At 69.0% G+C, this 26190-nt stretch carries 21 protein-coding genes; 12 read left to right on the forward strand and 9 right to left on the reverse strand.

What is annotated here, in order from left to right:
* Window positions 1-5: 5 nt before the first annotated feature.
* The 6 genes from VZQ01_RS14970 to VZQ01_RS14995 all read right to left on the reverse strand — a co-directional run bounded on the left by VZQ01_RS14970 (window position 6) and on the right by VZQ01_RS14995 (window position 7997).
* Window positions 6-2180: a caspase family protein gene (locus VZQ01_RS14970; protein WP_223782456.1), complete on the reverse strand. Its 2175-nt coding sequence runs from the start codon at window positions 2178-2180 to the stop codon at window positions 6-8.
* 95 nt (window positions 2181-2275) lie between these two features.
* Window positions 2276-3202, reverse strand: a complete 927-nt coding sequence (locus VZQ01_RS14975) for a hypothetical protein (RefSeq protein WP_426748181.1) — start codon at window positions 3200-3202, stop codon at window positions 2276-2278.
* 2 nt (window positions 3203-3204) lie between these two features.
* A complete protein-coding gene (locus VZQ01_RS14980; protein WP_426748182.1) occupies window positions 3205-5925 on the reverse strand; it encodes a TonB-dependent receptor in 2721 nt (906 codons plus the stop codon).
* Window positions 5926-6092: 167 nt separating this feature from the next.
* Entirely contained in the window at window positions 6093-6884 is a 792-nt protein-coding gene (locus VZQ01_RS14985; protein WP_223745887.1) for an energy transducer TonB, read from the reverse strand.
* Between the two features lie 10 nt (window positions 6885-6894).
* Window positions 6895-7320, reverse strand: a complete 426-nt coding sequence (locus VZQ01_RS14990) for an ExbD/TolR family protein (RefSeq protein WP_141333083.1) — start codon at window positions 7318-7320, stop codon at window positions 6895-6897.
* 2 nt (window positions 7321-7322) lie between these two features.
* The gene (locus tag VZQ01_RS14995; protein ID WP_046710965.1) at window positions 7323-7997 is read right to left on the reverse strand and encodes a MotA/TolQ/ExbB proton channel family protein; all 675 of its coding nucleotides are present in this window, start codon (window positions 7995-7997) and stop codon (window positions 7323-7325) included.
* Window positions 7998-8153: 156 nt separating this feature from the next.
* On the opposite strand from VZQ01_RS14995, the gene VZQ01_RS15000 reads away from it, so the two are divergent.
* Window positions 8154-8966: an SDR family oxidoreductase gene (locus VZQ01_RS15000; RefSeq protein WP_223745886.1), complete on the forward strand. Its 813-nt coding sequence runs from the start codon at window positions 8154-8156 to the stop codon at window positions 8964-8966.
* A 54-nt stretch (window positions 8967-9020) separates the two neighbouring features.
* On the opposite strand, the gene VZQ01_RS15005 is transcribed toward VZQ01_RS15000, so the two are convergent.
* Window positions 9021-9329 carry a hypothetical protein gene (locus VZQ01_RS15005; protein ID WP_426748184.1) on the reverse strand — a complete coding sequence of 103 codons (309 nt, stop codon included), beginning with the start codon at window positions 9327-9329 and terminating at the stop codon, window positions 9021-9023.
* A gap of 160 nt (window positions 9330-9489) precedes the next feature.
* On the opposite strand from VZQ01_RS15005, the gene VZQ01_RS15010 reads away from it, so the two are divergent.
* Entirely contained in the window at window positions 9490-10716 is a 1227-nt protein-coding gene (locus VZQ01_RS15010; protein WP_426748185.1) for a hypothetical protein, read from the forward strand.
* Window positions 10717-10732: 16 nt separating this feature from the next.
* Here VZQ01_RS15010 and VZQ01_RS15015 read toward each other — a convergent pair whose 3' ends face one another.
* A complete protein-coding gene (locus VZQ01_RS15015; RefSeq protein ID WP_426748186.1) occupies window positions 10733-12331 on the reverse strand; it encodes an SNIPE associated domain-containing protein in 1599 nt (532 codons plus the stop codon).
* A gap of 145 nt (window positions 12332-12476) precedes the next feature.
* Here VZQ01_RS15015 and VZQ01_RS15020 point away from each other — a divergent pair, with 145 nt between their 5' ends.
* The 10 genes from VZQ01_RS15020 (at window position 12477) to VZQ01_RS15065 (ending at window position 23074) form a co-directional block, all read left to right on the forward strand.
* Window positions 12477-13052 (forward strand): imm11 family protein, encoded by a 576-nt coding sequence (locus tag VZQ01_RS15020; protein ID WP_426748187.1) that lies wholly within the window; start codon window positions 12477-12479, stop codon window positions 13050-13052.
* A gap of 307 nt (window positions 13053-13359) precedes the next feature.
* Complete coding sequence (locus VZQ01_RS15025) at window positions 13360-13734, forward strand: hypothetical protein (protein WP_248546545.1); 375 nt, start codon at window positions 13360-13362, stop codon at window positions 13732-13734.
* Between the two features lie 77 nt (window positions 13735-13811).
* Complete coding sequence (locus VZQ01_RS15030) at window positions 13812-14528, forward strand: DUF5819 family protein (RefSeq protein WP_426748188.1); 717 nt, start codon at window positions 13812-13814, stop codon at window positions 14526-14528.
* Window positions 14525-15442 carry an HTTM domain-containing protein gene (locus tag VZQ01_RS15035; RefSeq protein ID WP_426748189.1) on the forward strand — a complete coding sequence of 306 codons (918 nt, stop codon included), beginning with the start codon at window positions 14525-14527 and terminating at the stop codon, window positions 15440-15442. The genes VZQ01_RS15030 and VZQ01_RS15035 overlap by 4 nt, the downstream gene beginning before the upstream one ends.
* Window positions 15439-16191 (forward strand): ABC transporter ATP-binding protein, encoded by a 753-nt coding sequence (locus VZQ01_RS15040; RefSeq protein WP_426748190.1) that lies wholly within the window; start codon window positions 15439-15441, stop codon window positions 16189-16191. The genes VZQ01_RS15035 and VZQ01_RS15040 overlap by 4 nt, the downstream gene beginning before the upstream one ends.
* Complete coding sequence (locus tag VZQ01_RS15045; RefSeq protein WP_426748191.1) at window positions 16188-17360, forward strand: hypothetical protein; 1173 nt, start codon at window positions 16188-16190, stop codon at window positions 17358-17360. Before VZQ01_RS15040 ends, VZQ01_RS15045 begins: the two co-directional genes overlap by 4 nt.
* Window positions 17357-17545 (forward strand): hypothetical protein, encoded by a 189-nt coding sequence (locus VZQ01_RS15050; RefSeq protein WP_426748192.1) that lies wholly within the window; start codon window positions 17357-17359, stop codon window positions 17543-17545. The genes VZQ01_RS15045 and VZQ01_RS15050 overlap by 4 nt, the downstream gene beginning before the upstream one ends.
* A 10-nt stretch (window positions 17546-17555) precedes the next feature.
* Window positions 17556-20219 (forward strand): carboxypeptidase regulatory-like domain-containing protein, encoded by a 2664-nt coding sequence (locus tag VZQ01_RS15055; protein WP_426748194.1) that lies wholly within the window; start codon window positions 17556-17558, stop codon window positions 20217-20219.
* 922 nt (window positions 20220-21141) lie between these two features.
* Window positions 21142-22479, forward strand: a complete 1338-nt coding sequence (locus VZQ01_RS15060) for an AHH domain-containing protein (protein ID WP_426748967.1) — start codon at window positions 21142-21144, stop codon at window positions 22477-22479.
* Window positions 22480-22498: 19 nt separating this feature from the next.
* Complete coding sequence (locus tag VZQ01_RS15065; protein WP_426748195.1) at window positions 22499-23074, forward strand: imm11 family protein; 576 nt, start codon at window positions 22499-22501, stop codon at window positions 23072-23074.
* Between the two features lie 524 nt (window positions 23075-23598).
* On the opposite strand, the gene VZQ01_RS15070 is transcribed toward VZQ01_RS15065, so the two are convergent.
* Entirely contained in the window at window positions 23599-26172 is a 2574-nt protein-coding gene (locus tag VZQ01_RS15070; protein WP_426748196.1) for a coiled-coil domain-containing protein, read from the reverse strand.
* Window positions 26173-26190: the final 18 nt, after the last annotated feature.

The following is a 26190-nucleotide window of genomic DNA, read 5'->3' on the forward strand; positions in this document are numbered from 1 at the left end:
GCGCGTCAGATGCGCACGCCCAGGAACAGGCCGGGCCACATGCGCGTGCCGGAGGCCCCTCGGCCCGTCTGCCACTGCGGCATCCACGTCACGTCCTGGTCCGGGTCCTCTTCGGGCGGCTTGTAGGCGTTCAGCGACAACCCGCCGAACACCGCGAAGCGCCGCTTGAGCTCCCAGCCGAAGCTCGCGCGCAGCCGATACAGGTTGTTCGGCCTCCCCTCCTCGAACAACTGCGGCGTCCACCCTCCCAGCGAGAGGTCCAGGTCCACGTAGTAGCGGTCCGCCGCCCCCACCGGCAGGTGCACCCCCACGCCCAACGACTTGAAGGTCCGCCACGAATCCTTCCACGGCGACACCCCCGCGCTCGCAATCACATGCACCGTGCGGCTGCCGTACTTCACTCCCACCGACAACGGAGAGACCTCGTCCGCCCAGATTTCGAACGCGATGCGCCCCTTGCGCACCAGGCTCAACAACCCGATGGGCACCGACACGTCGTCCGCGATGTTGATGAGCCCCAGCTGCACCCCCTTCACGTTCCCCGCCACGTTGATGAAGCCCACCTGCGCGCCCGACACACTGCCCGCCAGGTTGAAGAGCCCCACCTGCGCTCCCGTCAGCCGCTCCACCATGTTGACGCCCACCGCGAGCTGCGAGCCCTGCATCTGCTCGTCCGCGCGGTTGCCCACCACCGAGAGCTGCAGCCCGCTGAACGCCCGCTCCGAGTAGTTCACCACCGCCGCCATCTGCGCCCCCGTCGCCCCGCCGAAGGCCAGGTTGCCACCCACCGCCAGCTGGAGCCCCAGCACCTCGCCCCCCGTCACGTTGGCGATGCCCGCCACCTGCGCCCCCTCCATCGTCCCATCCACCCACCCCAACCCTCCCGCCACCCCCACCCCACGCAACTGGAACGAGCGCACCGCCAGCCCCCCCAGCGCCACGTGGTTGAGCCCACCCCCACCCCACAGCGACGTCGTCGACAACGGAGGCACCAGCGACAGGTTCACCGGCACCGACGGCAAATCCTCCCGCGCGCCCGAGGACTCCCGCGCGAGCGGCGCATCCGCCACCGCGCCTCCTCGCGACACCGTGCGCGTCAGCGTCACCGGGACGAAGTCCCCCACCCGCAGCTGCGCACCTCCCTTCACCCCCACCACCAGCTCCGCCTCGAAGCGCTGCGACGGACGCTCCAACGTGACGTGGTAGCGCCCCGGCTCCAACCCCAACGACAGCCTGCGCCCCAACGGCTTCCGCAGCTCGGCCACCAACTGGTTGCCCCAGTCGCGCACGAACAGCCGCCCGTGCACCTCCTCGGCAATCCCCAGACGCGCGCTCGAGCCGCGCAGGTCCGTCATCACCAGGTCCCCACTGCCCGCCAGCTGGATGTCATAGGCCGCGTGCTGCGGCCCACCCTGCGAGCGCTCCGTGCGCGCCAGCGTCTCGTGGAACGCGAACTGATACGCCTCGTGCAGCGTGACGCGCCCATCCCCGGACATGTCCGCCGCCCCGCGCAGCCCCGTCACCAGGAAGTGCGTGAAGAACGACGCGCCGATGGTGTCCGACTCCTGCGCCACTTCATCCGCGGAGCTCGAGGCCAGGTACGCATGCCCCCGCACCTGCGCGGACGCATCCGTGAGGAACGCGGGCCGCCGGAGCCCACCCTTGTAGCGCGTGAGCGCGCCCGAGCCGCACGAGTCCAGGATGGCGATGCGCACGTCCACCGGCACGCGGGACATGAGCTTGCGCAAATCGTCGTAGGAGACGCGCTCGCCGCGCGGCAACAGCCCGTCCGCGTCCGAGTGGCCCGAGTAGTACACCACCAGCTCGCGCCGGAGCCCCGGCACGGCGGCGGCCTCCACCAGCGTCACGAGCCGCTCGAGCGCGGCCAGCAACGCGCCCCGGTCCGCCTCCAGCAACAGCACCTGGTCGGCCGAGGCCACGCCGCCCAGCTCCTGCAGTACCCGCGACATCGCCAGGGCATCCGAGCCCGCGTAGCGCAAGCGCTCGCGCCCCGGGCCGCCCTCGCTGGAGCCCGCGATGAGCGCGAAGCGGCGCAACGTGGCGTCGGGCGCCTCGTCACGACGGGCCGCGTGGGCCTCACGCGTCCACACTCCCAGCACCCACATGGCCAACACGCAGGCCACGCGTCCCCACCGGCGCGCTGTGCTCCCACTCATCATCCGCGTCCCACTTCCGCTCCAGCTCCGGCCCGGCCTCGCGCGAGCACCGGGCATATCCCGGATGGCCGCCCCCTTGCGAGCCATCCGCTACCACGTCACGGCGTCCAGCGCGCCCGACGGACGAGCCAGGAGCTGCCTCCCCGCCCGTCTCGCACCACCGCCCAGAAGGTGACCTCCTGTGCCACCCCGTCCTTCTCCGGCGGCTCCCACTCCGTGCGGTGACGGCCCGGCTGCCCGTTGAACTCCACGCTCTCCGTCTCCTCCACGGAGAACTTCCCCAACGTCGCGTGCCAGGTGATGGCCCAGGACTCCTTGAGCTGCACCGCCTCCTTGCGGAACCCCGGCACCACGTACGACTCCTCGAGCGCGGAGATGTCGTTGGCGCGCACCACGAAGGGCCCCTTCCCCTTGAGCTCGGGCAGCGCCTCCGCGTCCCACGCCGCGTCGTCCAGCGTGAGCCCCTGCAGCTGAGGCTGCTGGTTGGGCGCCATGCCCGGCACCAGCGGGCACGTGAAGACCATCAGCTTCTGCGCATAGACGCCCTCCTCGCCCGCGGTGACATGCAGCACCAGCGGCATGCGCAGGCCTCCGAAGCCCTGGTACGGGTCCGCCTCGCGCACCGCGTCCAGCAGCAGCGTCCCGTCCGCGAGCTGCGAGGCGCCCGGCCGGATGGGCAGCACCAGCTCGCCCGCCGTCGTGGTGCCCCGCGCCAGCTCCACGCGCTTCGAGGCGTCCTCGCAGAGCGAGTCCTCCGGGTCCGCGCAGGCCGTCAGCGTGTAGGCGATGGAGCGCCCCTGCCCCAACGGGTCCACCAGCAGCGCCCGGTAGGACACCTGCTCGGTGAGCACCTCCAGCGCCTCCGCGGTGGGCTCGCACGTCGGAGCCATCAGCTCCGGACGCTCCACGGCGATACCCAGCACGCGCAGGTCGCGCACGTGGGACGAGTGGTCATCCGGGTCGACGCAGGCCACCGCGCCCAGCGCCATCAACAACAGTCCGCCACACTTGAACCAGGTCCCCATGGTCAGAAGCTCCCTTTCACGCCCAGCACGGGGAGGATGGGGATGCCGGGAATCTCCATCTCCTTGCGGTAGCGGTAGTCGTTGAAGACGAACTCGACGTTCTCCGCGTTGTAGAGGTTCTGGACGTCCAGGTAGAGCGCGAGCGTCCAGTTGTCGAAGCGCCAGCCCTTCTCCACGCGCACGTCGAGCTGATGGAAGCTCGAGGCCCGCCCGGAGAGATAGCGCCCGTACGACGGCGAGTAGTTGTTCGAGTCCGAGTTGTAGATGTCATGCGGGTGCACCAGGGGCGTCACCGGACGGCCGGTGGTGAGGCGGAAGCGCCCGCCCAGCTCCCAGCCGTTGCCGAGCACGTAGTTGGCCACCAGCGTGAGGATGTGGGTCTGGTCCCAGGGGCTGGGGCCGTAGGTCTCCTCGCCCACGCCCGGCAGGCCGTCGCCGCCCAGGGGGCCCTCGGCGCGGGGCTTGGGGCCCGCGCGGCCGTCCTCGGCGTGGCTGAGGGTGTACGACAGCCAGCCGTACCACTTGTCGGTGGCGGAGGCGCGCTCCTTCTTCACCATCAACTCCACGCCGTACGCCTTGCCGATGCCCATGTTGACGAAGCGGTCCTGGACGAAGCTGCCGTTGTCCGAGGGGCGCACGTCACCCGGAGACACCACGTTCTCGAAGCGGCGGTTGAAGAAGCCCGTGACGTCCACGTTCCACACGTCGCTGAGGCGCTGCTCCACGCCGAGGCTGGACTGGAAGGCGCGCTGGTAGCCGAGCAGCGGGTTGCCGTACGGGGCGAAGACGAACTGGAAGGTGTCCGCCGGCTGGCTGTAGAGGCCGAGCGAGCCCTTGAAGGCGGTGCGCTCGCTGAACCCGTAGCGGACCCACAGGCGCGGGTCCAACAGGAAGTTGCGCGTGCCGCCCACCTTCTGGAAGTTGCCGCGCACGCCCGGCGTGATGGTGACGGGGCCGAGCTTCAGGTCCGCCTCCGCGAAGAGCGCGCCGTCGAAGCCGTTGATGGTGCGCTTCTCGTAGATGAGCTCCGAGACGGGCTCCGAGCCCGGGAAGGGCACGTACTCGGCCCCGCCCACGGAGGGGGCCTGCACGTCGATCTTCACGTGGTCGAAGTAGACGTCCAGACCCGTGCGCACGGTGAGCAGCGAGGAGACGTCCAGGGCCATCACCTCGCGCGCGCCCAGCGAGTAGATGGTGTCGTCCTCGATGTAGTTGCCGAAGGAGATGTCGAAGTAGTCCACGCCCACGTACGGCGTGAAGACGGAGCTGAAGTTGCCCTTGCGGTACGTCCAGTCGCCCTTCACGCGGTGGAAGCGCGTGTGCGTGTTCAGCTCGATGTCCGCGGAGGACTCCTCGCCGCCGGTGACCAGGCGCAGCTTGTCGTCACTGCCGAAGGCCATGACGTAGCCGGTGCTGCGCGCCGCGCCGGGCTCAGGGGTGGAGCCGCGCGGGGCGCCGAAGTCCAGCCGGAGCTGGTAGTCCCAGTACACCGGGACGATGGAGAGCGTGGTGCCCTCGTCCTTGGGAAGCACCGCGGGGAGGATGGTGTCGATGTACGAGCGCCTGGCGGACGCCGCCACGCTGATGCCGTCGGTGATGGGCGCCTCGAGGAAGAAGCCCGCGTCGAGCAGGTCCACCTTCACCGAGCCGTGCACCGTGTCCGCCGCGCCCTTGCGCGTCGTCACGTCCACCACGCCGCCCACCGCGCGGCCGTACTGGCTGCCGTAGCCGCCCGGGAAGAAGTCGAGCGAGTCGATGAACTCGGCGTTCACCACCGACGGGCCGCCGAGCAGGTGGAAGAGGTTGGGGATGCGCACCCCGTCCATCAGCGTCGCCGTCTGGCCCGGGTTGGAGCCGCGCACCAGCAGGTCGCCGGAGATGAACGGCGCGCGCGCGACACCGGGCAGCGTCTGGAGGACGCGGATGGGGTCACCGAAGGTGCCCGGCGTCTTCTGCGCCTCCTCGCGCGTCACCGTGCGGCGGACCACCTCCTTCTTCGGGCGGTCCGAGCGCACCACCGTCTCGAAGGCGCTCCCGGCCGGGGCCAGGTAGAAGTTCACCTCCGTGGTCTCGTTCTCCTTCAGCGTCTCCTTCGTCTGGTAGAGCTGGTAGCCGGAGGCGACGACGCGCACCGCGCACTCCCCCGGGGGCACCTCGAGGGTGAAGCGGCCGTCCGCGTCCGACACGGCCTCCGCCGCGTCCGCGTCGTCGCCACAGCGCACGGTGGCGCCGGCCACGCGCGAGCGGCTGCCGCGCGAGATGAGCTGACCGGTGAGGACGGCCTTGGGCTGCTCGGGCTCCTCGGTGGCGGCGCCCTCGGCGGGGGCCTTCGCGGTGAGGGTGAAGTGGTAGACGTACTCGACCTGCACGGGCGCGGGCACGCCGTCGACCTCGGCGGGCGAGAAGCGGAACTGGCGCACGGCGGCGAGCGCGGCCTCGTCGAAGCCGTGGCCCGCGGGCTCGGTGGGCTGCACGTCCGAGACGCTGCCATCCTCGGCGATGGTGATGATGAGGCGCACCGAGGCGGTGAGGCCCTGCGCGAGCGCCTCCGGCGGATACACGGCCTCCACGGGCTGCACCAGCGCGGGCGGCCTGGTGATTTGAGGCGGGGCCGCGGCTTGCGCGCCCGGGGCCGGAGGCGTGGGCGCCTGGGCGAGCACCGGAGTCGCCACCCACAGGGAGGCGGCGGCGAGCGCGGCGCGGGCATTCACATTCGAGGACATAGGTCTTTCAGGAGCGGGGACGTGGAGACGGGGTGTGGGCTCCCGCCGGCAAAGGGACGGAGTGAGGGTGTGCTGGAGGAGTCGGCGGGCAGTTCCGGGCCGTGGATGTGGATGAGGCCCACCGATGCATCTCCTCGCTCCGGCCCTCTCCCAGCGGGAGCGGGGGTTCAGTCGAGCAGGAAGGTATAGGCGTACTTCATCTCCGTGGACACGGCCTCGCCGCCCTTGAAGGCGGGACGGAAGCGGAAGCGGAGGATGGCGTTGCGCGCGGCCTCCTCCAGTCCGTGCCCCGGCCCGTTGAGCACGCGCGCATTCACCACGCGGCCCTCCGGGTCGATGGTGATGGACAGCGTCACCGTGCCCTCGACGCCCAGCCGGCGCGCCTCCTCGGGATAGGGGACCTTCACCTCGCTGGCCAGCTGCGGCTCACGGTCCACCTGGTAGATGGGCGTGTACTTCGGCGCGCTGTAGGCCTTCACCTCTTGCGGCGCCTTGGCCTTGTCGGCGGTGCGGCCGTAGAGCGTGTTGCCCACCGGGGCCGCGAAGCCTCCGGCGCTGGTGGTGGAGGACAGGGACATGCCCACCACCAGGGGCGCGGGCTTCGCGCTCGGCGGCGGCGTCTCGTTGGGCGGCGGCGGGGCCTCCGTGGGCGGAGGCGGCAGGGGCCTGGGGGCCTGGGCCACCTTCACCGGCGGGGGCTTCACGCGCACCTTGGGCGGCGGGGGCGGCTCGGGCTTGGGCTCCTCCTTCACCTCGGGCGGCGGAGGCGGCGGCTTCGTCACCTCCACCATCACCAACTCCACGGGCCGCTGCGGCGCGGCGCGCTCGGGAGGACGGGTGTGCAGCACCACCAACCCCAACCCGTGCAGCGCGAGCGAGCCCGCGACGAACCCCACGAACAACCCGTTGCCGCCCCGGCGGGGCAACACGAACTCACTGTCGAGCGCGCTCGTACTCATGGCCTTCACGTCAGCCCCGCGGCGCGGGCGCGGCGTCCTTCTCGATGTTGAGGGCGAACTTGGCGATGCCCTGGCCCTTCACCGTGTCGATGAGGCGCATCACCTGGCCGTACGCGATGGTCTGGTCGGCGCTGATGATGGCGCGCGTGTCCTTGTCCTTGGCCACCGCCTCCGCGACCTTGGCGGACAGCTCCGGCTCGGTGACGAGCGCGCCGTCGAAGTAGAGCTTGCCCTCCTTGTCGAGCACCACGTTGACCAGGCCCTGCACCGTCTCGCCGCCGTTGGCCGCGCGGGGCAGGTCCACCTCCACCGTCTCGCGGACGATGAAGTTCGCCGTCACCATGAAGATGATGAGCAGCACCAGCACCACGTCCACCAGCGGCGTGACGTTGATGCCCGTGATTTCCTCTTCGTTCTCCTGCGCGCCTCCGGCCATGGCTAGCGGGCCTCCGCGCGCAGGCTGCCGACCAGGGCGTGGCCCAGGGCGTTGGCGCGACTGGTGAGCGTCTTGAGCTGACGGTTGAAGATGTTGAAGGCGACGACGGCGGGAATCGCGACGGCCAGGCCCACCGCCGTGGCGACGAGCGCCTCCGAGATTCCGCCCATCACCGTCTGCTGGATGGCCGCGCCCTTCACGTTGCTGGCGCCCAAATCATTGAAGGCCTTGATGATGCCGAGCACCGTGCCGAACAGGCCGATGAACGGGGCGTTGTTGCCCAGCGTGCCCAGGAAGGAGAGGAAGCGCTCGTACTGGGGCCGCTCGCGGGCCATGGTGGAGGCGATGACCTGCTCCACGGTGTCGGCGCCTTGCTCGCTGGAGGCCAGGCCCTCGCGGATGATGGCCGCCTCCATGCCGCGCTTGCCCTGGATGGCCACGCGCACCGCCTCGTGCTCGCCGCGCGCCAGCCGCACCGCCAGCGCCTCCGAGTCCGCCAGCCGGTACCGGGCGAAGTACACCGCGCGCTCCAGCATGATGCCGATGGACAGCACCGACAGGCACACCAGGATCCAGAGCACCCACTCGGCGGAGGTGAGCGTGAAGCCGAGCAGCTTGCTGCTGAGCCACCCGAGGTTCTCCGCATGAGCCTGGGCGATGACCGCGATGGACGACATGGTGTTCCTTCCCCTCGTGAAATGCGTTGGCGCGACTGGAACACCGGGGGCGCCAGGAAGTGTCACCCGGTCGATTCACGGTGGATCTGAACCCCTGTGCGTGGGTGTAGGCCCCAGGGCAGGCGACCCTCGACGGGCCGTTCCTGCGAGGTGAGAATGCGGGCCATGCAAGGCAAGTGCGTGGTCGTGACGGGTGCCTCCATGGGCATCGGCGAGGAGCTGTCGGTGGCGCTGGCGGCGCGGGGCGCGAACCTGGTGCTGGCGGCCAGGAGCGAGGAGGCGCTCCAGCGGGTGAAGCAGCGGTGCGAGGCGGCGGGGGGCAAGGCCGTGGCGGTGGCCACGGACGTGGGGGACCCGGAGGCGTGCCGGCGGATGGTGGAGAAGGCGGTGGAGGCCTTCGGCGGCGTGGACGTGCTCGTCAACAACGCGGGCATTTCCATGGACGCGAAGTTCGAGGACGTCACGGACCTGGGCATCTTCGAGCGGCTGATGCGCATCAACTACCTGGGCGCGGTGTACTGCACGCACGCGGCGCTGCCCTATCTGAAGGCGCGGCGTGGGTTGTTGGTGGCGATTTCGTCCCTGACGGGGAAGACGGGCGTGCCCACGCGCACGGGCTACGCGGCGAGCAAGCACGCGATGCACGGGTTCTTCGACTCGCTGCGCGTGGAGCTGATGGGCACGGGGGTGGATGTCACGGTGGTGTGTCCCGGCTTCGTGTCCACCAACGTGCGCGCCAACGCGCTGGGCAAGGACGGCAAGCCGCTCCAGGTGAGCGCCCATGACGAGAGCGAGGGCAACAACATGGACGTGGCCACCTGCGTGGCCATCATCCTGCGCGCCATGGACCAGCGCGAGCGCGAGGTGGTGATGACCACCAAGGGCAAGGTGGGTCAGTACCTCAAGCTGTTCACCCCGGGCCTCTTGGACCGCATCGTGTTCAAGACCATCCAGGACCGGCGGCGGTAGGGCGCGCGGGCCCCGGTCCACCGTGACGGCGGTGGACCGGGAGGCCATCCGTGGCTAGCAGCCGCAGATGCGCTTGCGCGTGGTGGTACAGGCGCCGTTCTCGTCACAACAGGTCGTGGTGAGGATCGCGAACCGGTCGAGCGCTCCCAGCTCGCACCGTCCCACGTTGCACGTGCCCCAGGTCTCCGTGCACGTCACCGCGGCCTGGGACACCTGGCCCTCGGAGAGGTCCTCGGGGAGCGCCTCCTCCTCCGGGACAGGGCCACCACAGCCAACGACAGACAGCGCCACCGCGCACATCAGCCATCGCAGGTTCTTCATCGTGTCTCCCGTGCCGTCCGCATCCGTGCGGACGTCAGACATTACGAACCCATACTCGGGGTATTGCAAGGCGTCCGCGGCCCGGGCATCACAGTCCGGCTGAAGACCTCTGTCCCGTGCGAAATCGCAGGCCGGCTGACGTACTGACTTCCTCTTCAGGCCCGCGATAGAGCGTTCACGTTCACGAGATGAGGCCTGGACCATGAATGCATCACGTCGGGGCCTGTGCGCCCTGTTGCTCTGCTCCCTCGGACTGGCCTGTGGCGAGGCCAACATCATGAAGGACCCGCCCGATGTCGTGGATTCGGGCACACAGCCACCGGACGGGGGCGGGCCTGATGCCGGTCCGGGTGATGCCGGTGCTCCAGACTCGGGGACTCCGGATGCGGGGGTTCCGGACGCGGGCGGGCCCGACTCCGCGCCCATCACGAGCGCCCGGGTCTTCTTCTCCGGACACAGCCTGCTCGACAACCCCATGCCCGACCACTTCGCGGACATCGCCGCGAGCAAGGGCAAGGACTCCAAGTGGAACCAGCAGAATGTGATTGGTTCACCCATCCGGGTGCGGACCTGGGGCAACGGGGGCTGGGAGGGGTATCGCAGCGGGAAGAACCGCGAGGGCTCCGGCATGGACGTGGTGCAGGAGCTCTTGTCCCCCCGGACGCTGGGCACGGGCGAGAAGTACGACACCCTGCTCATCACCGAGCGGCACGACCTGCTGGGCACCATCGAGTGGGAGAACACCATCGGCTATCTGCGGCACTTCCATGACCGGTTGATTGCCGGCAACCCGCGGGCCGTCACGTATTTCTATCACACGTGGTTGGACATCGATAAAGCCAACCCCTCGCGGTGGATTGCCTATGAGAAGAACGCGCGGGTCGCGTGGGAGTGTGTGTCTTCGAAGGTGAACCTGACGCTGCAGGCCGAGGGGCGGGTGGACCGCGTGCGTGCGCTTCCGGGTGGCGCGGCGCTGGTGGACCTGGTGGAGCGGGTCATCGCGGGCGAGGTGCCGGGCATCACGGGGACGACGTCGCAGCGGCTCAACGTGCTCTTCAGCGACAACGTCCACCTGACGAACCTGGGCGCGTACTTCATGGCCGCGGTCCACCATGCCTCCGTGTTCCGGTCCTCGCCCGAGGGGGCCGCGGGGCCCGCGGGTGCGAACGCGGCCACGGTGCAGGCGCTCCAGCGCATCGCGTGGAACTTCGTGAGCGCGTACTACGCGCAGCCGAGCGCGGGCGAGCGGACGATGGCGGACTGCCGCACGCGCATCCCGGCGGAGGTATGTCCGGGCTTCTGGGAGTCTCGGGGGGAGCCGGGGAACACCGCGGGCTGCCAGCGGTACTTCGGCAACGCGAATCCGGGCCAGGGGGGCAATCCGTTCGTCTGGCCGGACCCGAACTGGCAGCCGCTGCCGGCGCCGTAGGCGGGGCGCGGGAGCGTCATCCCGCGAGCTCGGCGCCACGGGTGGCTTCGAGGCGCATCGCGTCCTGCGCCTCGAGCTGCTTCTTGAGCCAGGTGCTCTCCTCGAAGGACTGGCTCTGCATGGAGCGCTCGACGGCTTGCGTCTCCCGGTACTCCCGGGCCTCGGAGGTCATCGTCCACTGGGTCTGCAGGCCCATCTCGTCGACGACCTGTCGGATGTCACGGAGCGCGACCCGGAAGAACTCCTTGCGGGGATTGACCTTGTTGACCTGGGCCCGGACGAAGCGCTTGTGCAGCTCGCGCTCGAGGGAGGGGGCGTCCTCGCTGTGGATGAGGGCGTGCACGTCGAACTCGAAGGGCACGCTCGCATCCCCCAGCTCCCGGATGCGGTCCAGCGGCTCCAGCCGGCGGGTGAGCCCGACCTTGAAGACGTCCTCGCCGAAGGAGCCGATGTTGGAGATGACGTAGACATGGCCTGTCTTCGTCTGCTGGGCCATGGAGAGGGCTCGCTTGTTCTTCTCCTCCGCCTCCTGGAGCTTCAGGGCGAGCTCGGCGAGCTTCTCCTCGTATCTGGCCTTCTGCGCGTCCCCCGCCTTCTCGAACTCGCTCCGGGCCTTCTCCATCGCCTTGCGAAGGACGTCTTCTTCCTTCTCGGCCTCCCGCTGGGCGCGCTCGAATTCCCGCTGGGCCTTCTCCTCCTCGCGGATGCGCTCCTTGATGAGCCGCTGCTCCTCGCGCTCCTTCAGCTTCAGCTCGTTGACCACCACGGCCCACTTGAGCTCATCGAGGCGTACGTTCAGGTAGTCCAGCTGGATTCGTGCCTCCCGGAAGGCCTGCCCGTTGTGGTTCACGACGCTGAAGGCGTCGCGCACCTTCTGTGAGAGCGTGCCGTGGTTGTCGTGGCGGACGTCCGCGAGGATGGAGTCCACCTTGCCATTGAAGGCGTCGAGGACGAACTCGATGGCGGTGGCGCGGCGGTGGGCCTCCGCGTAGTTGCAGGTGGCCGCCTTGCCCGTGCGAATCATCGAGCGCATCTTCTCGCGGGAGGCCTTGAGCCTGGCACCGGCGTCGGTGAAGCCGAACTGCTCTGCCAGTTCGTCGAGCACGCCCTGGGTGGGTTCAAGGTAGCGGTCTCCGTATCCCTCGATGATGTTGCGCATCGCCGTGGCGGTCTGTTCCAGCTGCTTCGATTTCTGGATGGCCGTGAAGGCCTCGCCGGCGATCTCCTGTGCGCGCTTGTTCGCGGACTCGATGAGCCGGCTGGCCTCGCGGCTCGCATCCGCGAGGGAGCCTTCGGCACGCTTGCGAATCTCCGCCGCGTCCACATCGGCACGGCTTCGCAGGGAAGCGGCTTCCGTTGAAGCGCTGGCCAGGACCTCGGCGGCGCTCTTCTCGGCTTCGTCTCGCAGCGTCGCCACGTGGGCTTCCACGTCGATGATGGCCTGGTACTTCTCGAGCACACAATTGCGCTCACGCAGGGCGGAGAGTTGCCGCTCACCCTCATCCTTCACCGAACGAAGTGTCGCCTCCGCATCCTTCTTCAGCCCGACGAGGACGGAGAGCGCGATGAACTCCGCGAACGCCACCGCCAGGAGCAGCAGACACCACCCGGTCATACAGGGGCCCCCTTCCAGCAATGAGTCACGCCAGCATCGAGCGGAGCCTCATCACCAGCCATACCACCCGAGGGGTAGAGACAGAGAGCGGGTGGCAGGTCCTTCGGGGACCTGCTGGAATGAGGACGCCAGGAAGACCTCCTCCATGCCGACTCCCCATCGATACTTCAGGCTCAACGAAGCCGTGCAGGCAGGGAACTGGTACCTGGGGGTTCCGCTGGACGAGCGGGGACAGGAACCGGATGACCTCTGGGAGTTCACGTCGGGACGACCCGCGACGACGCATGGCCGACTGACGCTCCCCATTCAAGAAGCCGGGCGACGACGTGACTTCAGCCTGGCGGGCGTCAGCATGACCCCTGTTGTCCATGTTCGAGTGGCTACCCTCTTCGCGGAGCTTGCTCCTGAGGACGTTCAACTGCTCCCCGCGAATATCGCAGGCTGCCCGGATGAGTACCTCATTCTCGTCGCCACGAAGCTGGTCCGCTGCATCGATGACGCGGCGACGGAGGACGTCCTCTATTGGAAGCCGGAGGACGAGCGGCCGGACATGCTCGGCCAGTACCGCAGCGTCTTCGGCATGAAGCTCGACCACTCGCGCGTCGGCGACGCGAAGGTGTTCCGCACCTGGGGCTGGCCCGTTGCCCTCATCGTCTCCGAGGACGTCAAGGTGGCCCTGGAGCGAGCGAACATCACGGGCGCCGAGTTCGAAGAGGTCTGACCGTCCGCGGTCCGCAGGCCCTTCGAGCCCCCTTCGCTGAACGATTACGACGCTCTACCTCTCGCGAGGTATGGCCGGTGATGGGGCGCCCCCCGATACTGGGTTGACTCATCGCTGGAAGGGGGCCCTGCATGACGTCCATCCACTGGAATCAAACACAGACCATGCGCATCCGCATGGCCTGAAAGCCCGGCGGTCCGGCACGAATCGAGGGTGCCACGCCGCGGGCCGTTGTAAGCGCCCTCCAGAAGCTCCGATTCCAAACGCTCTCGGCACATGGGGTGTGCCGGCATACCGGAGGTGTCACTTGAACGCCGTTCTCAAGACGATTGCAGTGGTGGGTGTTGTCGGCCTGGGGTTCTCTTCCACCACGGTTCGCGCGGAGGCCACCCTGTCACCGGAGGCATCCCCGGTGTCGGGGCTCATGCGGGAGTCGAACTGGACCTGGACGGACTTTGGTGGGCAGGCGGTGGGCTGGGCCGCGGGGGGTGCGGCGGGTGGCGCCGTGACGGCCGCGATGGTCGGCTCGCCGGTGGGCGCGGCTTGCGGCGCCGTGGTCGGCGCGGTCTCCGGTGCGGCGTCCGGCGCGGCGTACTACGCGGGGACCCAGGCCTGGACCTACATGATGGGCGACAGCGCGCATCCACTCGCGTCCTTCGTGCCGTCGACCGCGCTCGATTGACACTCACGCGTCCATGACTCAGGAGCCGGCACCCTCCGGGAAGAGCGTGCCGGGGCCTCGCCTCGAACAGGACCGTCATGCTCCGTCCGCTCGCTCGTTGTGGTCAGGTGTTGGGTCACGCCACACGTGTCGCCACGCTCGTGGGGCTCATCCTCCACTTCGCGCTGACGCTCCTGTACGTGTTCCCTCTCAACCCGGTGAAGATGGAGCTTGGCTTCGCCGCCAACCTCACCATCGGGACCTACTTCCCACAGAACTGGAGCCTGTTCGCGCCCACGCCGGTCCAGAGCACGCAGGTGCTGCTCGTCCGCTGTCTGAGCGCCGAGGACGTTCCCGAGGACTCCTCGCGGCCCCTGCCCAGCGAGGGCTGGGAGGATGTCTCCTCCGCGCACTTCAAGCAGGCCCAGCGGCATCGACTTTCCGCCTATGAACGGCTGGTGCGCCCGCTGCAGAACTCGCTGCGCACGTATCTCAATGGCGGGCCAGACCTGTACCCCTTCCACGAAGCCTGCGAGAAGGGTGATACCCGGGCGTGCGAGGCGCGCGATATCGCCCTCAAGCCCCGCCGAGAGCTGGCCTCGCGGATGTTCCGCCGCGTCGGCTCCGCGTTCTGTCGCGAGGCCTTTCCCCACAGACGATTCAGTGCCGTGGCCCTCCGCTTCCGCGAGCGTGGAGCGGTGCCCTGGTCGGCTCGCGCGGAGGGCCGCTCCAAGGAGCAGGACTTCGAGCTGGGGCTCTTCAAGCTCGACGAGACCGTCACACTGCCAGGCATCTACGAGGCGCAGGGAACATGAAGACCGCGCTGCGACAAGCCTGGGACTGGCTCGCGATCAAACCCCACCAGCGCCACGGGCTGCGGGCGCTGCAGCTCTGCCTGGGGCTCATGCTGCTCTTCCGGGCCAGCACGGAAGGCCGCTTCGCCGCCTATCTCTGGGGCCCACAAGGCCTTGGCGAGGGCTCCAGCAAGGACTTCCTGAGCGCGCCGGTGGCACGCCTCGCGGATGGAATCTACACCCTGGACTGGGGTCCCGCGGCCCTGGTGACACTCATGGGCGCAGCCGCCATCAGCCTCGTCTTCGGCTGGTCGACGCGTCTGGCAACGGCCGTTGCGCTTCTGTCTTCCCTGTTCCTCGCGGCGCGATTGCCCGAGCTGGGGGATGGCGGAGACAACGTCGCCCGCCTGGTGCTGACGTACATGCTGTTCGCCCTGCCGGCCCACAAGGTCCCTCGCCGTGGCTCGTTGGAGGTCTGGCTCCACAACATCGCCATCCTCGCCATCGGGCTCCAGGTCTGCGTGCTCTACTTGACCTCGGGCTTCTTGAAGGCCACCGGGGACAAGTGGAGCAACGGCACCGCCCTGTACCTCGTGAGCCAGGTGGAGTGGTTCTCACATCCCTCGATGCGCCAGCTCTTCCACAATCCCTATCTGACGACAGCCGCGAGCTACACCACGCTCTTCTATCAGCTGTGGTTTCCCATCGCCGTCCTGACGCGGCTGCGGCTGCCCTTCCTGGCGTTCGGCCTGTTCCTGCACCTGGGCATCGCCGGCTTCATAGGCCTCATCTGCTTCTCCCTCGCGATGATGGGCCTGGAGCTGTTCCTGCTCACGGACGAGGAGTATGCGCGGGCGGCAAGATGGAAGGAGCGCCTTGGGCAGGCGCTGCGAGCAAGGTTTCGCGCCTCGGTGCCCACGACGGAGGAGTCATGATGTCGGGAGTGAAGCTCAGCGGCGTGTCCTTTCGTCATGGGCAAGGGCCCGCCGTGCTGGACCAGGTGTCGCTGGAAGCGCGTCCTGGAGAAGTGTTGGGTCTGCTCGGCGCCAATGGGGCTGGGAAGACCACGCTCTTCCGCGTCGTGGCGGGCCTGTTGAAACCCAGGGCGGGCCAGGTGCGTGTCGCGGGCATCGATGTGGCCACGAACCCGAGCAAGGCCAGCCAGCGACTGGGCTTCGTCCCGGACGAACCCCTGCTCTATCCACGCTTGAGCGCCCTGGAGAACCTCAACCAGTTCGCCCTGCTGTGGGGAGTCCCGGCCACGCAGGCCCGTCCGTGGGCCGAGGCCCTGTTGCGCGACACGGGATTGTGGGAGGTGCGCGAGGCCTGGGTGGAGAGCTACTCACGCGGGATGCGGCAGAAGCTCTCTGTTTGCTGTGCGCTCCTCCATCGGCCATCCGTCCTCATGCTGGATGAGCCCTTCAACGGGCTCGACCTGGACGCGGCCCTGTGGCTGAGGGGACTGCTTCGAGCGCGAGCCGAGGCGGGGGACTGCATCCTGCTGAGCCATCATCAACCCGAGGTGCTCGATGTGCTGGTGGATCGTCTCGCGGTGCTGCATCGCGGACAGGTGATGGACTTGTTCGACCGCGCGGAGATGGCGAGACAAGGGGGGACCGCGAAGCTCTATCAACGCGCCTGCCGGGACGCGACGCTCCGCGCGGTTCGGGAAGGAGTCGCATGAACTGGGCGCTGGCGGCCCATGGCGAGGCCCGACATGCGCTGCGCCAGCTCGTCCCCTGGCGTTGGACGCGGTGGCTCCTGGGTCTTGTCGTGCTGGCGCTCGCCGTGGGGCTGTCCGCGTTCGTCCTCTTCATCGCGCCTCCCTCGCCGCGAAGGCTCGGGGTGGGCGTGATGGGCGGCTTCGTGGGCTTCAATCTGCTGCTGGCGACAGGCGCCGCCGGCGTGGCCCTATCCCGGTTGCTGGGCAGGCCCCAGGGGCCGTGGCTGCTGGCCCTATCACCCGTGGGTGCTCGGGATGCGCTGAGAATCGCGCTGACGCCCACCCTGCTCGCGGCGCTGTGCCCGTTGACGTGCGTGGGTCTGCCCTTCGTGCTGCTCGCTTCGCGCGCGGCGCCGTGGGTGGCCTTCAGCATGCTCGTGGCGGGAGGCTGCGCGCTGGGGTGGGCCGTATGGGCCTCGGTCCGCATGGCGACCTTCCTGGGTCGGCGGCTCGGCAAGGAGCGCGGCGCCCGCGTGCTGGGGGCGCTCTCCGGCTGGCTGGCGTTCCTGTCCATGATGGCGTTCGGAGCCCTGGTCCGGCTGGAACTGGGGACACCCGCGCTGGTGTCGTTCCTCGTCCTGACGCCCCTGCTTCTGCCGCCGCTGTGGGAGCGCGCCCTGCACGCCTTCATGGACGTCCTGCGCGGGACGGAGACCCCCAGACGGTCGCCGGAGCCGAGGTGGGGACACGGAGGATGGGGACGGCTCGCATTGCGCTCGTCCTGGATGCCCTCGCTGCTGGCGCTGGTTCCCGCCACGGTGGTGGGCTTCGGCAGGCCCCAACTGCGCTGGACGCTCTGCGCACTGTTGACCGTGGCGGGAGTCGCCGCGGTACTGGACCGAGTTCTCGCACCCGAGCTGGCGCTTGCGGACCGGCTGCGTCTGGCGCCTCTCGGGGCACGCTTCCGTGCGCGACTGTTGGCGACATGGGGACTGGCGGCGCTCGCCCCCGCGCTGACTGTCTGTGTGGCGGTAGGATGGGGGCACAGATCCTGGCTCGCCGCCATGACCGGAACAGGGCTCCTCGTCCCGTTCACCTACTGCCTCCGCCACCGAGGCCCACGCATCGCGGGCCAACTGGCATTACTCATCCTGGCGCTCGTGGCGTCCTGGCTCTGGGGAAGAGGATGAATTGTCTGCGTTGCAATGTCCGCATGACACCCGCGTCCATCGGAATGCTCCGGCTGCATGTCACCCCGCCGGGTCGCTCCCGCCTGTGCAAGGGCGTGGAGACCTCCGTCCACGTGTGTCCTCGCTGTGGTCACGTCGAGCTCACGGTGAGCAACCCCGCGGCCTTCGTGGTGCCCGAGGAGTGAAGTGCGCGGGATGAGAGGCATTGCCATCGCGGTGTTCGTCGCGGCGCTCGTGGCGCTCGTGCTGAGCCGTCAGCAAGCCCCGGCGCTCGCACCGCCCACGTCAGGGCAGGCGACCACCCGGCCAGCATCGGCGCCCAGGCCCTTCCCCGTTCGCGAAGCCCCTCCCCTCCTGCGGCTGGAGGACCCGGAGCCTCAGGGCCCGTCACGACTGGAGGGGCAGGTGATTGACGCCGAGCAACTGCCCGTCGAAGGGGCACGGGTGAGCCTGGGCACCGTCCCGCCACGCACCGTGCTCACGGAGCGCAACGGGACCTTCTCCTTCGAGCGGCTCCATCCCCGGAGCTACACGCTCCAGGCGCGCAAAGGCACGCAGGCAGCGGCGCCCGTGGAGGTCCGGCTCACGCCCACCTCGGAGCCCGTCATCCTGGTCCTCCGCCCCACGGCTGCGGTGGAGGTGTCGGTGATGGACGCCCGGGAGCGCCATCCCCTGGAGGGCGCGCGGGTGGAGGTGGAGGGGCAGGAGGACTTCGCGGTGCTGACGGGCACGGATGGGAAGGCGCTGCTCCAGGGGCTCGCGCCCGGGCGTCATGCCATCCGCGCGTCGAGCGAGGGACGTGCTCCCGAGCGCGCCACGGTGCTCCACGCTGCGGGCGTCAGCCAGGTGACGCTGCTGCTCCGAGCCGGTGCGCCCGTCCGAGGAGTGGTCGTGGACTCCGAAGGACGACCTGTCGGTGGAGCGAACGTGCGGGCGCTCCGGACCGGCAGCGCCCTGCCCGAGTCGGAGAACATCGTGGAGGAGGCGCGCACCACCTCGGAGGGTGCATGGAGCATGAGGGCGCTGCCCGAGGGCACCTTCCGCTTCCTGGCAACCCATTCGCGGTTCGCGCCGTCCCTGTCGGAGCAGGTGACGCTCGAGGGACTCGCAGCTTCCGCCCCTGTCCGCATCGTGCTGCGACCCGGCGCGGTGCTCTCCGGGCAGGTGGTGGCGCGCTCGGGCGAGCCGGCTCCGTTCGCGAGAGTCCAGGCACGTCAGGGCGGCGTGGGCGGACTTCCCGGCACACGGCATGGTGCCTTCACCGATGCCAGTGGCCGCTTCGAGCTGAGGGGACTGCCGCGAGCGCGGTTCCGCGTGGATGCGCAGAGCGAGCGCGCCTCGTCTTCATCCCAGGACGTGGACCTGGGCTCGGGAGCGGCGGAGGTAACGCTGCGGCTGGAGGAAGAGGGCACCATCGCGGGTATCGTCGCGGCATCGGAGGGTGTGCCCATCGCGAGCGCGCAGGTCGTCGCGGTCCCCCAAGACCGTGCCGCGCTGGGTGGGCTGGCGGAGTCCCACAGTGGCCGGTATGCGTCGGAGGTCAGTGACGGGAACGGCCGCTTCCGACTAATGGGGCTGGCACCAGGGCGCTACCGCCTGCGCGCCTCTGTTCACCACTCGGTGCAGTCGTCGTCGTTCTGGCTGTCGACAGGTGTCGTGGCCGAGGTGGGGGACGAGGACGTGCGCATCGTGCTCGAGTCGCCAGGCACACTGCGTGGACGGGTAGCGAGCTCGGATGGAGCGGTGCCCGAGTCCTTTTCGGTGGCGCTCACCTTGGCTCAGCCCACGGCGTTCCAGGGAACGAACGGGCTCTTCGTGCTCGAGGACGTGCCCCCTGGGCGCTACACGTTGACCTTCCTGGCGCGTGGGTCCGCGCCGCACACGGTGGAGGGCGTGGAGGTAGGAGCCGGCGAGGACAAGGACCTGGGCCGCGTGGTGCTGGAGCAAGGGCGACAGCTCAGCGGCGTCGTGCGCGACGCGGAGGGTAGGCCGGTCGCGGGCGCACAGGTGCTAGCGGGTCCGCAGTTGCTCGGCGATGGCAGCCAGGCCGGGCCCGCGCCCCTGCGGAGCATCAGTGACGCGAATGGCAGCTTCTCGCTCGTGGGGGGCGGGGAGGAGTCGTTGACGGTGATGGCCGAGCACTCCACACGGGGCCGCTCAGCGCCCCTCGTCGTCGCGGCGGGCACGGCATCCGATGCGCTCGAACTGACGCTCCGGCCGCTCGCGGGACTGGAGGGGACGGTGATGAATGAAGGGCGCCCCGTGGGAAACGTGGCGGTGGTGGCCGCCCCACACGGCAGCAGCACGGGCCGCTTCATGGTGATGACCCAAGCGGATGGCCGCTATCGCTTCGACCGACTAGCGCAGGGGTCCTACGTCGTGACGGCGGCGCTTCGCGAGGGCCCGACGACACAACTGCTCCAGAGCGTGCTGGCGCGGATCGAGGACCGTGGTGCGTCCATGGATATCCAGGTGGCGATGGGAGAGCAGGCGCTTTCCATCCAGGTGCTCGAAGCCGATGGACGGCCTCTCCAGAACGCCCAGGTCTATCTGGGCACGGGGCAGTTGAGCGCGGCCACGCTGGGGCAGCTCGAAGCGGTGCTGGCGGCGCGTGGCGATGGACAGACACGCATCCTTCTGTTGATGAAGGGGCAGCCGCTGACCGTGACTCGGCTGGTCCCCGGGACCTATACGCTGTGCGTGGTCCCCGTGAGGGGGAACCTCGAGGACCCGACCTGGGCCCAGCGCGTGCGCGATGGCGCGAGCCGACTCCCCGTGTCCTGCGAGCCGGTGGAGCTGAGCGAGACCGGTACGCCGCGGCCGGTGGTGCATCGACTGCCGCCAGTGCCGAGTCGCTGAGCCAAGCCCCATCCATTACTCCAACAGTTGCCATCGGGTTTCGGCAGCCTCCAGAACTTCTGGCCGCGCCAGATTTCATACCCGCCGCCAGGTGACACGAACGCACCACTCCTCGCTGGCCAGCCACCCTCATTCGTGTGCGAGGCACATCTCCGACCCATCAACGCCTCACACCGTGCCGGTCAGTGCGCGGGAGGCTGCCTGGGCGGCTCGGGCCCACAAGCCCAGCCTTGATTCAGTAGCGCACATCCCTCACGACGCTGGCACCCATCTCGTGAAGTCAAAGCTCGACGGGGTGGAGCCGCGACTCACGGCCCGTCGAGCACCTCTCATTCCACGAATCCGTCGCGACACAAAAGTGCACTTGAGAGGCCCTCGCGCAGGCCTGTCAGCAGTGAGGCCTCCAATCAGATATGAGTACGACCAGGACACTTCATGTTCGATAGAAGTTGGTCCCCTGGATTGGAGTCATCGGAGGAGTCAACTCCAGAATCGAATGCTCGCTGAAATGCACCAGGCTCATCGACCTGTCCACCTTCTGGACAGCGACAACCCTGGCCTCCGAGCAGACCACCGGTTCGTTCGAGCCGTAAGCGCACCGATGGAACCGGACCCGCTCACCGAGCCAAGCCGCGGCCTCACACTGCCTTGCGACCGCTGTCGTCGTGGTGATGGTCAGGACCCTGTTGTCGTCACTCCATTCATTGGTCCAGTTCCGGCTGGGGTCTGCACGATGATGGACCACCAAGTAAAGCATCGCCGTCTCCTCCCAAACCGAAAATCCATCACCACCTCGATTCGAGCCCAACCCAATCATACCACCCAACAAGTAGAAACAGCCACCGACTGCGGACATGGCCTGTCAGTCCATCGCGATATCCAGAGCATGGCACCCTTCAACAAGGCTTTCCTGGGAGTCACCATGGCCGCGCACCCAGTGGTTCCGCTGCTCCTGATGATGTGGTTCACAGGCTGTACGACGAACCGGGTCGTCCGCCTCGACACCGGGCACGAGTCCTTCATCGTCACGCCGCACGAGGTCCCAGGCGCATCTTTGTCCGAGGCCGAAGTTGAGGACGACGAATATGAAGAGGTCCTCGCTGAACTCGCTCGCGACGTGCGCCCTTCCCGCCATCCGATACAGGAGGCGCGAGAACTCTTTGGTGTGCCATCACGCAGCGGGGTCTATCGGTTCGAGCAGCGCCCGGCGCGGCTCATCCCCCACCGGGATGAGGTGGACGGCCCCCGCCTGCTGGAGTCCTACGCGGATGACGCACTGACGCGTTCCTATGGCCACTGGTGCGCAGCGAAGGACCGGCCCGGAGACTGCCTGCGCCTGCTGGACGAGGGCCCCTTGCTGGCCAGCGACGGCAAATACGTCTGGGCCTTGGCCATCGCCATGGACTCTGTCTGGGATGAGACCGCCGAGGCGCTGGAGGACATGACGGACCCTGGCGCCATCATGGCCACCCTGACGGCCTCCGTCACGATGTACCTCCTGCTCTGGTCGCTCCCCGAGCCCGTCTCGAAAGGTGTCGCGGCGACGTTGACTGCTCTCGCCATCGCCTACCTCGGGGTGGACACGGTGTGGCGGCTGCTCGACGGATGGCTGACGTTGGTGCGGGAGGTGGAGCAGGCCACCCGCTTCGAGCAACTCGACGCCGCGGGTCAGGCCTACGGCGAGGTGCTCGGGGAGAACGCGGCGCGCGTCTTCGTGATGCTGGCGACAGTCGCCATCGGCAACACCGCGGGGCTCGCCGCCAGTTCGACGCGGCTGCCTGCTTCCGCACCAGCGGCGCTCGCCGTGGAGACCCAGGCGGGCTTTCAGTACACAGCCGTCAGTGGCGTTCGGTCCGTTGCCATGACCTCCGAGGGCTTCACCATCGCGCTCGCGCCCAATGCCGTCGCCATGGCGAGCCAGGGGATGCACGGCAGGAGCGAGCGTCACCACATCGCCACGAACAAGAACGACGTCTCCACCGTGCGCGGCGGCCCCTGGTCACCGCGATTCCGCGAGCTCTTCCAACGGGCCGGGATGAAGCTCAAGGCCCCCGAGAACATCGTCGAGGTCGTTGGTCACAAGGGGCCTCATCCCGAGCGCTATCATCGGTTCGTCATGGACCGACTCGAGGATGCGCTGGGAAGCTGCCGAAGGGTGGTAGATTGTCGGCAGGCACTCACGAACGAACTGCGCATCCTCGGCAAAGAAGCCCAGACGCCGGGAACGCTCCTTCACAAGCTCCTGACTCAAGGTCGATGAAGCCCCCCGGAAGTCCTCCATGCCGACTCCCTCTCGATACTTCAGGCTCAACGAAGCCGTGCAGGCAGGGAACTGGTACCTGGGGACACCATTGGATGAGCGCGGGCACGCACTGGAGGACATCCGGGAGTTCACGTCGGGACGCGCCGCCCATCCGAGGGGCCGCCTGACGATTCCTGTCCGAGAGCCAGGGCGTCGGTGCGAGTTCAACATGGCGGGCGCGGGCAGGACGCCTGTCGTCCACGTCAAGCTCGCCATGCTCCTGACGGAGTTGGCGCCCTCCGATGTGCAACTGCACCCCGTGGACATCACGGGGTGTCCAGATGAGTACCTCATCCTCGTCGCCACTCGACTGGTCCGCTGCATCGACGACGCGGCGACGGAAGAGGTCCGCTACTGGAAGCCGGAGGATGAGCGTCCGGACATGCTCGGCCAGTACCGCAGCGTCTTCGGCATGAAGCTCGACCACTCGCGCGTCGGCGACGCGAAGGTGTTCCGCACCTGGGGCTGGCCCGTTGCCCTCATCGTCTCCGAGGACATCAAAACGGCCCTGGAGCGAGCGAACATCACGGGCGCCGAGTTCGAAGAGGTCTGACCTCGCTCCAGGACCGCCGTCGACTCACGGCCCGTCGAGCACCGCCAGCATCCGTGGCAGCACGTCGTAGAACGCGTAGTTTCAGCAACTGAAGTTGTGGCCCCCGTCACAGCCGAACGGCTTCTGTCCCGGCAACGGCCAGCCATACATCTCATCGTGATGCGGCCCCCCCGCCGCGTTCAGCGCAGGGTGGAAGCGGTCCGTCGCCGCCCCCGGCGCGCTCCGCCATCCCTGTGGTTCACAATGCCCAGTCAAATACCAAACCCTGCCCTGAACTTCGCAATCGCCTCGACAAGACTGGCGCACGGCTCCGACCGCTCCTCGGGCGCGCTCTCACTCATGAGCTCGAGAAACTGCCGCTCATGACCGTCCCCTCCTCGCATCCTGTCCGCGCTCTGCGCCACGAACCCGCCACCCGGAATCAACTCCAGGCAGCGGTAGACAATCACATCCCCGTCACCCATGCGCTCATACACGTCATGACGCAGATACAGAGACGCCTGCATACTCACCATTGCAGCATCTCAGGAGTCCCCACCCGCGCTCGCGCCGCCCCGTCGGTCCACGCGGGTCAACAAGCCCGCCAGTCCCTCGAAGCTGGCGTTGCCCACCTGATGCAAGCCAAAGCCCCACAGGAACGCCGTCATCCCCGCGCCAAAGCCTCCCCACGTCGGTGAGAAGACATTGAGCAACTGAAGCCCCAGCACCACCGCCACGCCCGTCAACAACACCAACATCGCCAGCTCCACCAGCCACAGATGGCGCGCCGCCGGCAACGGCATTCCCTCCAGCTCCCCCAGCGCCCCTCCCGCGTCCTCCGCCCCCACAGGCGCCTCCGGCAACGCGGGCAGGCTGCCTCCCGTGGGCGCGCTCGCCGAGGGCACCTCCGGCACCGACGCCGTCGAGCCCCGCTCCACGAACGACAGCGGAGTCCCCGGTCGCCCCATCCCGACCCCCTGGGAGCTCGGATACCCCTCCAACGCCAGCTGCGCCTTGTCCGCCTTGTACTCCGCGTCCTGCAACGTCTCGGGCGTCAGCGCCAGCTCCGCCTCGTTCAGCAACGCGTTGATGTGCCCCAGCTCATGCAACTGCCCCTCGCCCTCCGCCTCCCCCCGCTTGCGCGACACCTCCGCGCGCAACCCGGCAATCCGCACACGCACCTGTCCCGTCTGCGCGCGGTGGAGCGCGTCCCGCGCCTCGCGATACCTCGCCGAGGCCTCGTGCGGCGACTCCGCCGCCAGCGCCAACATCGCCTCGCGCAGCTTCGCCTCCGCCGCGTCCAGGTCCGTCTTCTGCGCCTCCGTGGCCGCGCTCCGCGCCTCCTCCACCGCGCCGCGAAGCTCCAACAACAACCGCCGCACGTAGTGCGCGTACGCCCCCTGGTACAGCCGGAAGCCCTCGTCCACGTTCACGTCCGCGCGCGCTCGCGCCTGCTTCAGCCGCTCCTTCACGTCCGACGTCAGCTCCCGCCACTCCTCCAACGAGAAGCCCCGGGGATTGCGCGGCGACGCCACCGCCTGGGACAGCTCCGCGCACAGCACATCGAAGTACGAGCGACGCGCCATCTCGAACTGCTGCCGCGCCGTCGCCACGTCCCCCTGCCCCAGCCGCGCCCTCACGTCCTGCAGCAACGGCAACAGCTCATACGTCAGCCGGAACCCCAGGCTGTCCTCCCCCAGCTTCTGCGCCAGCGCTCGCGCCTGCGCCTCCAGTTCCTCCAGCTTCGCCTTCAGCCCCGCCCGCGCCAGCTCCTGCACGTTCTGCCCGCGCAGCACCTTGAGCTGCTCCTCCAGCCGCTCCGCCGGCACCGTGCCCAGCCGCAGCGACGTCTCCGCCTCCTCCAGCGCCGCGCTCGCCGACTCGGGGCGCATCTCCGGCGGAAGCGCCCGCAGCTCGCGCGAACAGCCGCGCCACGCCTCGTACAGCCGCAGCTCGGACTCCACTCGCGCAAGCTCCCCGTCCGCCACCCGACCACCCCTCACCGGCGAGCGGATGCGCGAGATGAGCGCGTCGATGCGCCCGCGCACCTCCAGCCCCACCTTGCGCGCGTCCTCCTCCTGTCCCTCCAACAACACACTCATCCTCCGCCGCAGCACGCGCGCCCGCTGGAGCTGCTGCGCCCTCGGCCGGATGCTCTGCGTGTACAGCCGCACGCCATACGACGACACCGCGCCCGCCGCGATGAGCAGCGCGCCCCACAGCCACGGCGTCCTCACCCACACCGTGAACGGCTGCTCCACCGCCACGCCCTGCGGCACCGCCATGCGCACCGTGCCCGTGTACTCGCCCGGCCCGTCCAGCCCCCTCAACCGCATCAGCAGCGTGCCGCTGCCATTCGCCGCCACCGTGACGCCCTCCACCGTGGCCAGGTCCAGGTCCGCCCCGTCCTTGCCCCCACCCTCCAACCAGAAGTCCGCGCCACCGAAGCGCGGCTGCACCAGCGTGGCCCCCAGGTCCGGCGCCTTGTGCGAGAGCTGGAGCAGCCTCGGCACCGACACCTTCCCCGTCACCCCCGCCGTCTCCTTGAACGGCAGGCGCACCGTCGCGTCCACCGCGCCGAAGCCCCACCCCGGCGCCGCCACCGCGGGCGACGTCGCCACGAACTGCACCGCCGGCACCGCCTGCACCCGCGTGACGATGAGCGACGTCGTCTCGCGCCCGCCCTCGTGCACCAACACCACCTGCCCCGTGTAGTCCCCCGCCGCCGGCAGCTTCCCGGACACCTCCACGTGCAGCGGCGAGCGCGAGGACAACGGCGCCACGCCCGCGTCAGCCGAGGCCGTCTCGCGCACCACCGCCGTCAGCGCCACCTGCGAGCCGTCGCTCGCCTGCAGCGGGTCCACCAGCACCGTCACGCCGCCGGGCAGCCCGTCCTGCACGCCCGCGTCCGTGGAGGGCGGCGACAGCAGGTCCACCCGCAGCACCGCGCGGAAGTCCTCCGACGTCGTGCGCAGCTTCACCTCGTTGCTGGCCGTGGCGCCGGCCACGCGCAGCCGCGACTGGGCGCTCGCGCCACGCCACGGCGCGACGAGCAACACGAGCAGGGCCAGGACGCAGAAGCCCCGACCACGGAGGAAGCGGGCATCGAGGACGAACATCCACCGACGATAGCAGGC

The organism is Myxococcus faecalis (assembly GCF_050039385.1).
GTDB classification, from domain to species: domain Bacteria; phylum Myxococcota; class Myxococcia; order Myxococcales; family Myxococcaceae; genus Myxococcus; species Myxococcus fulvus.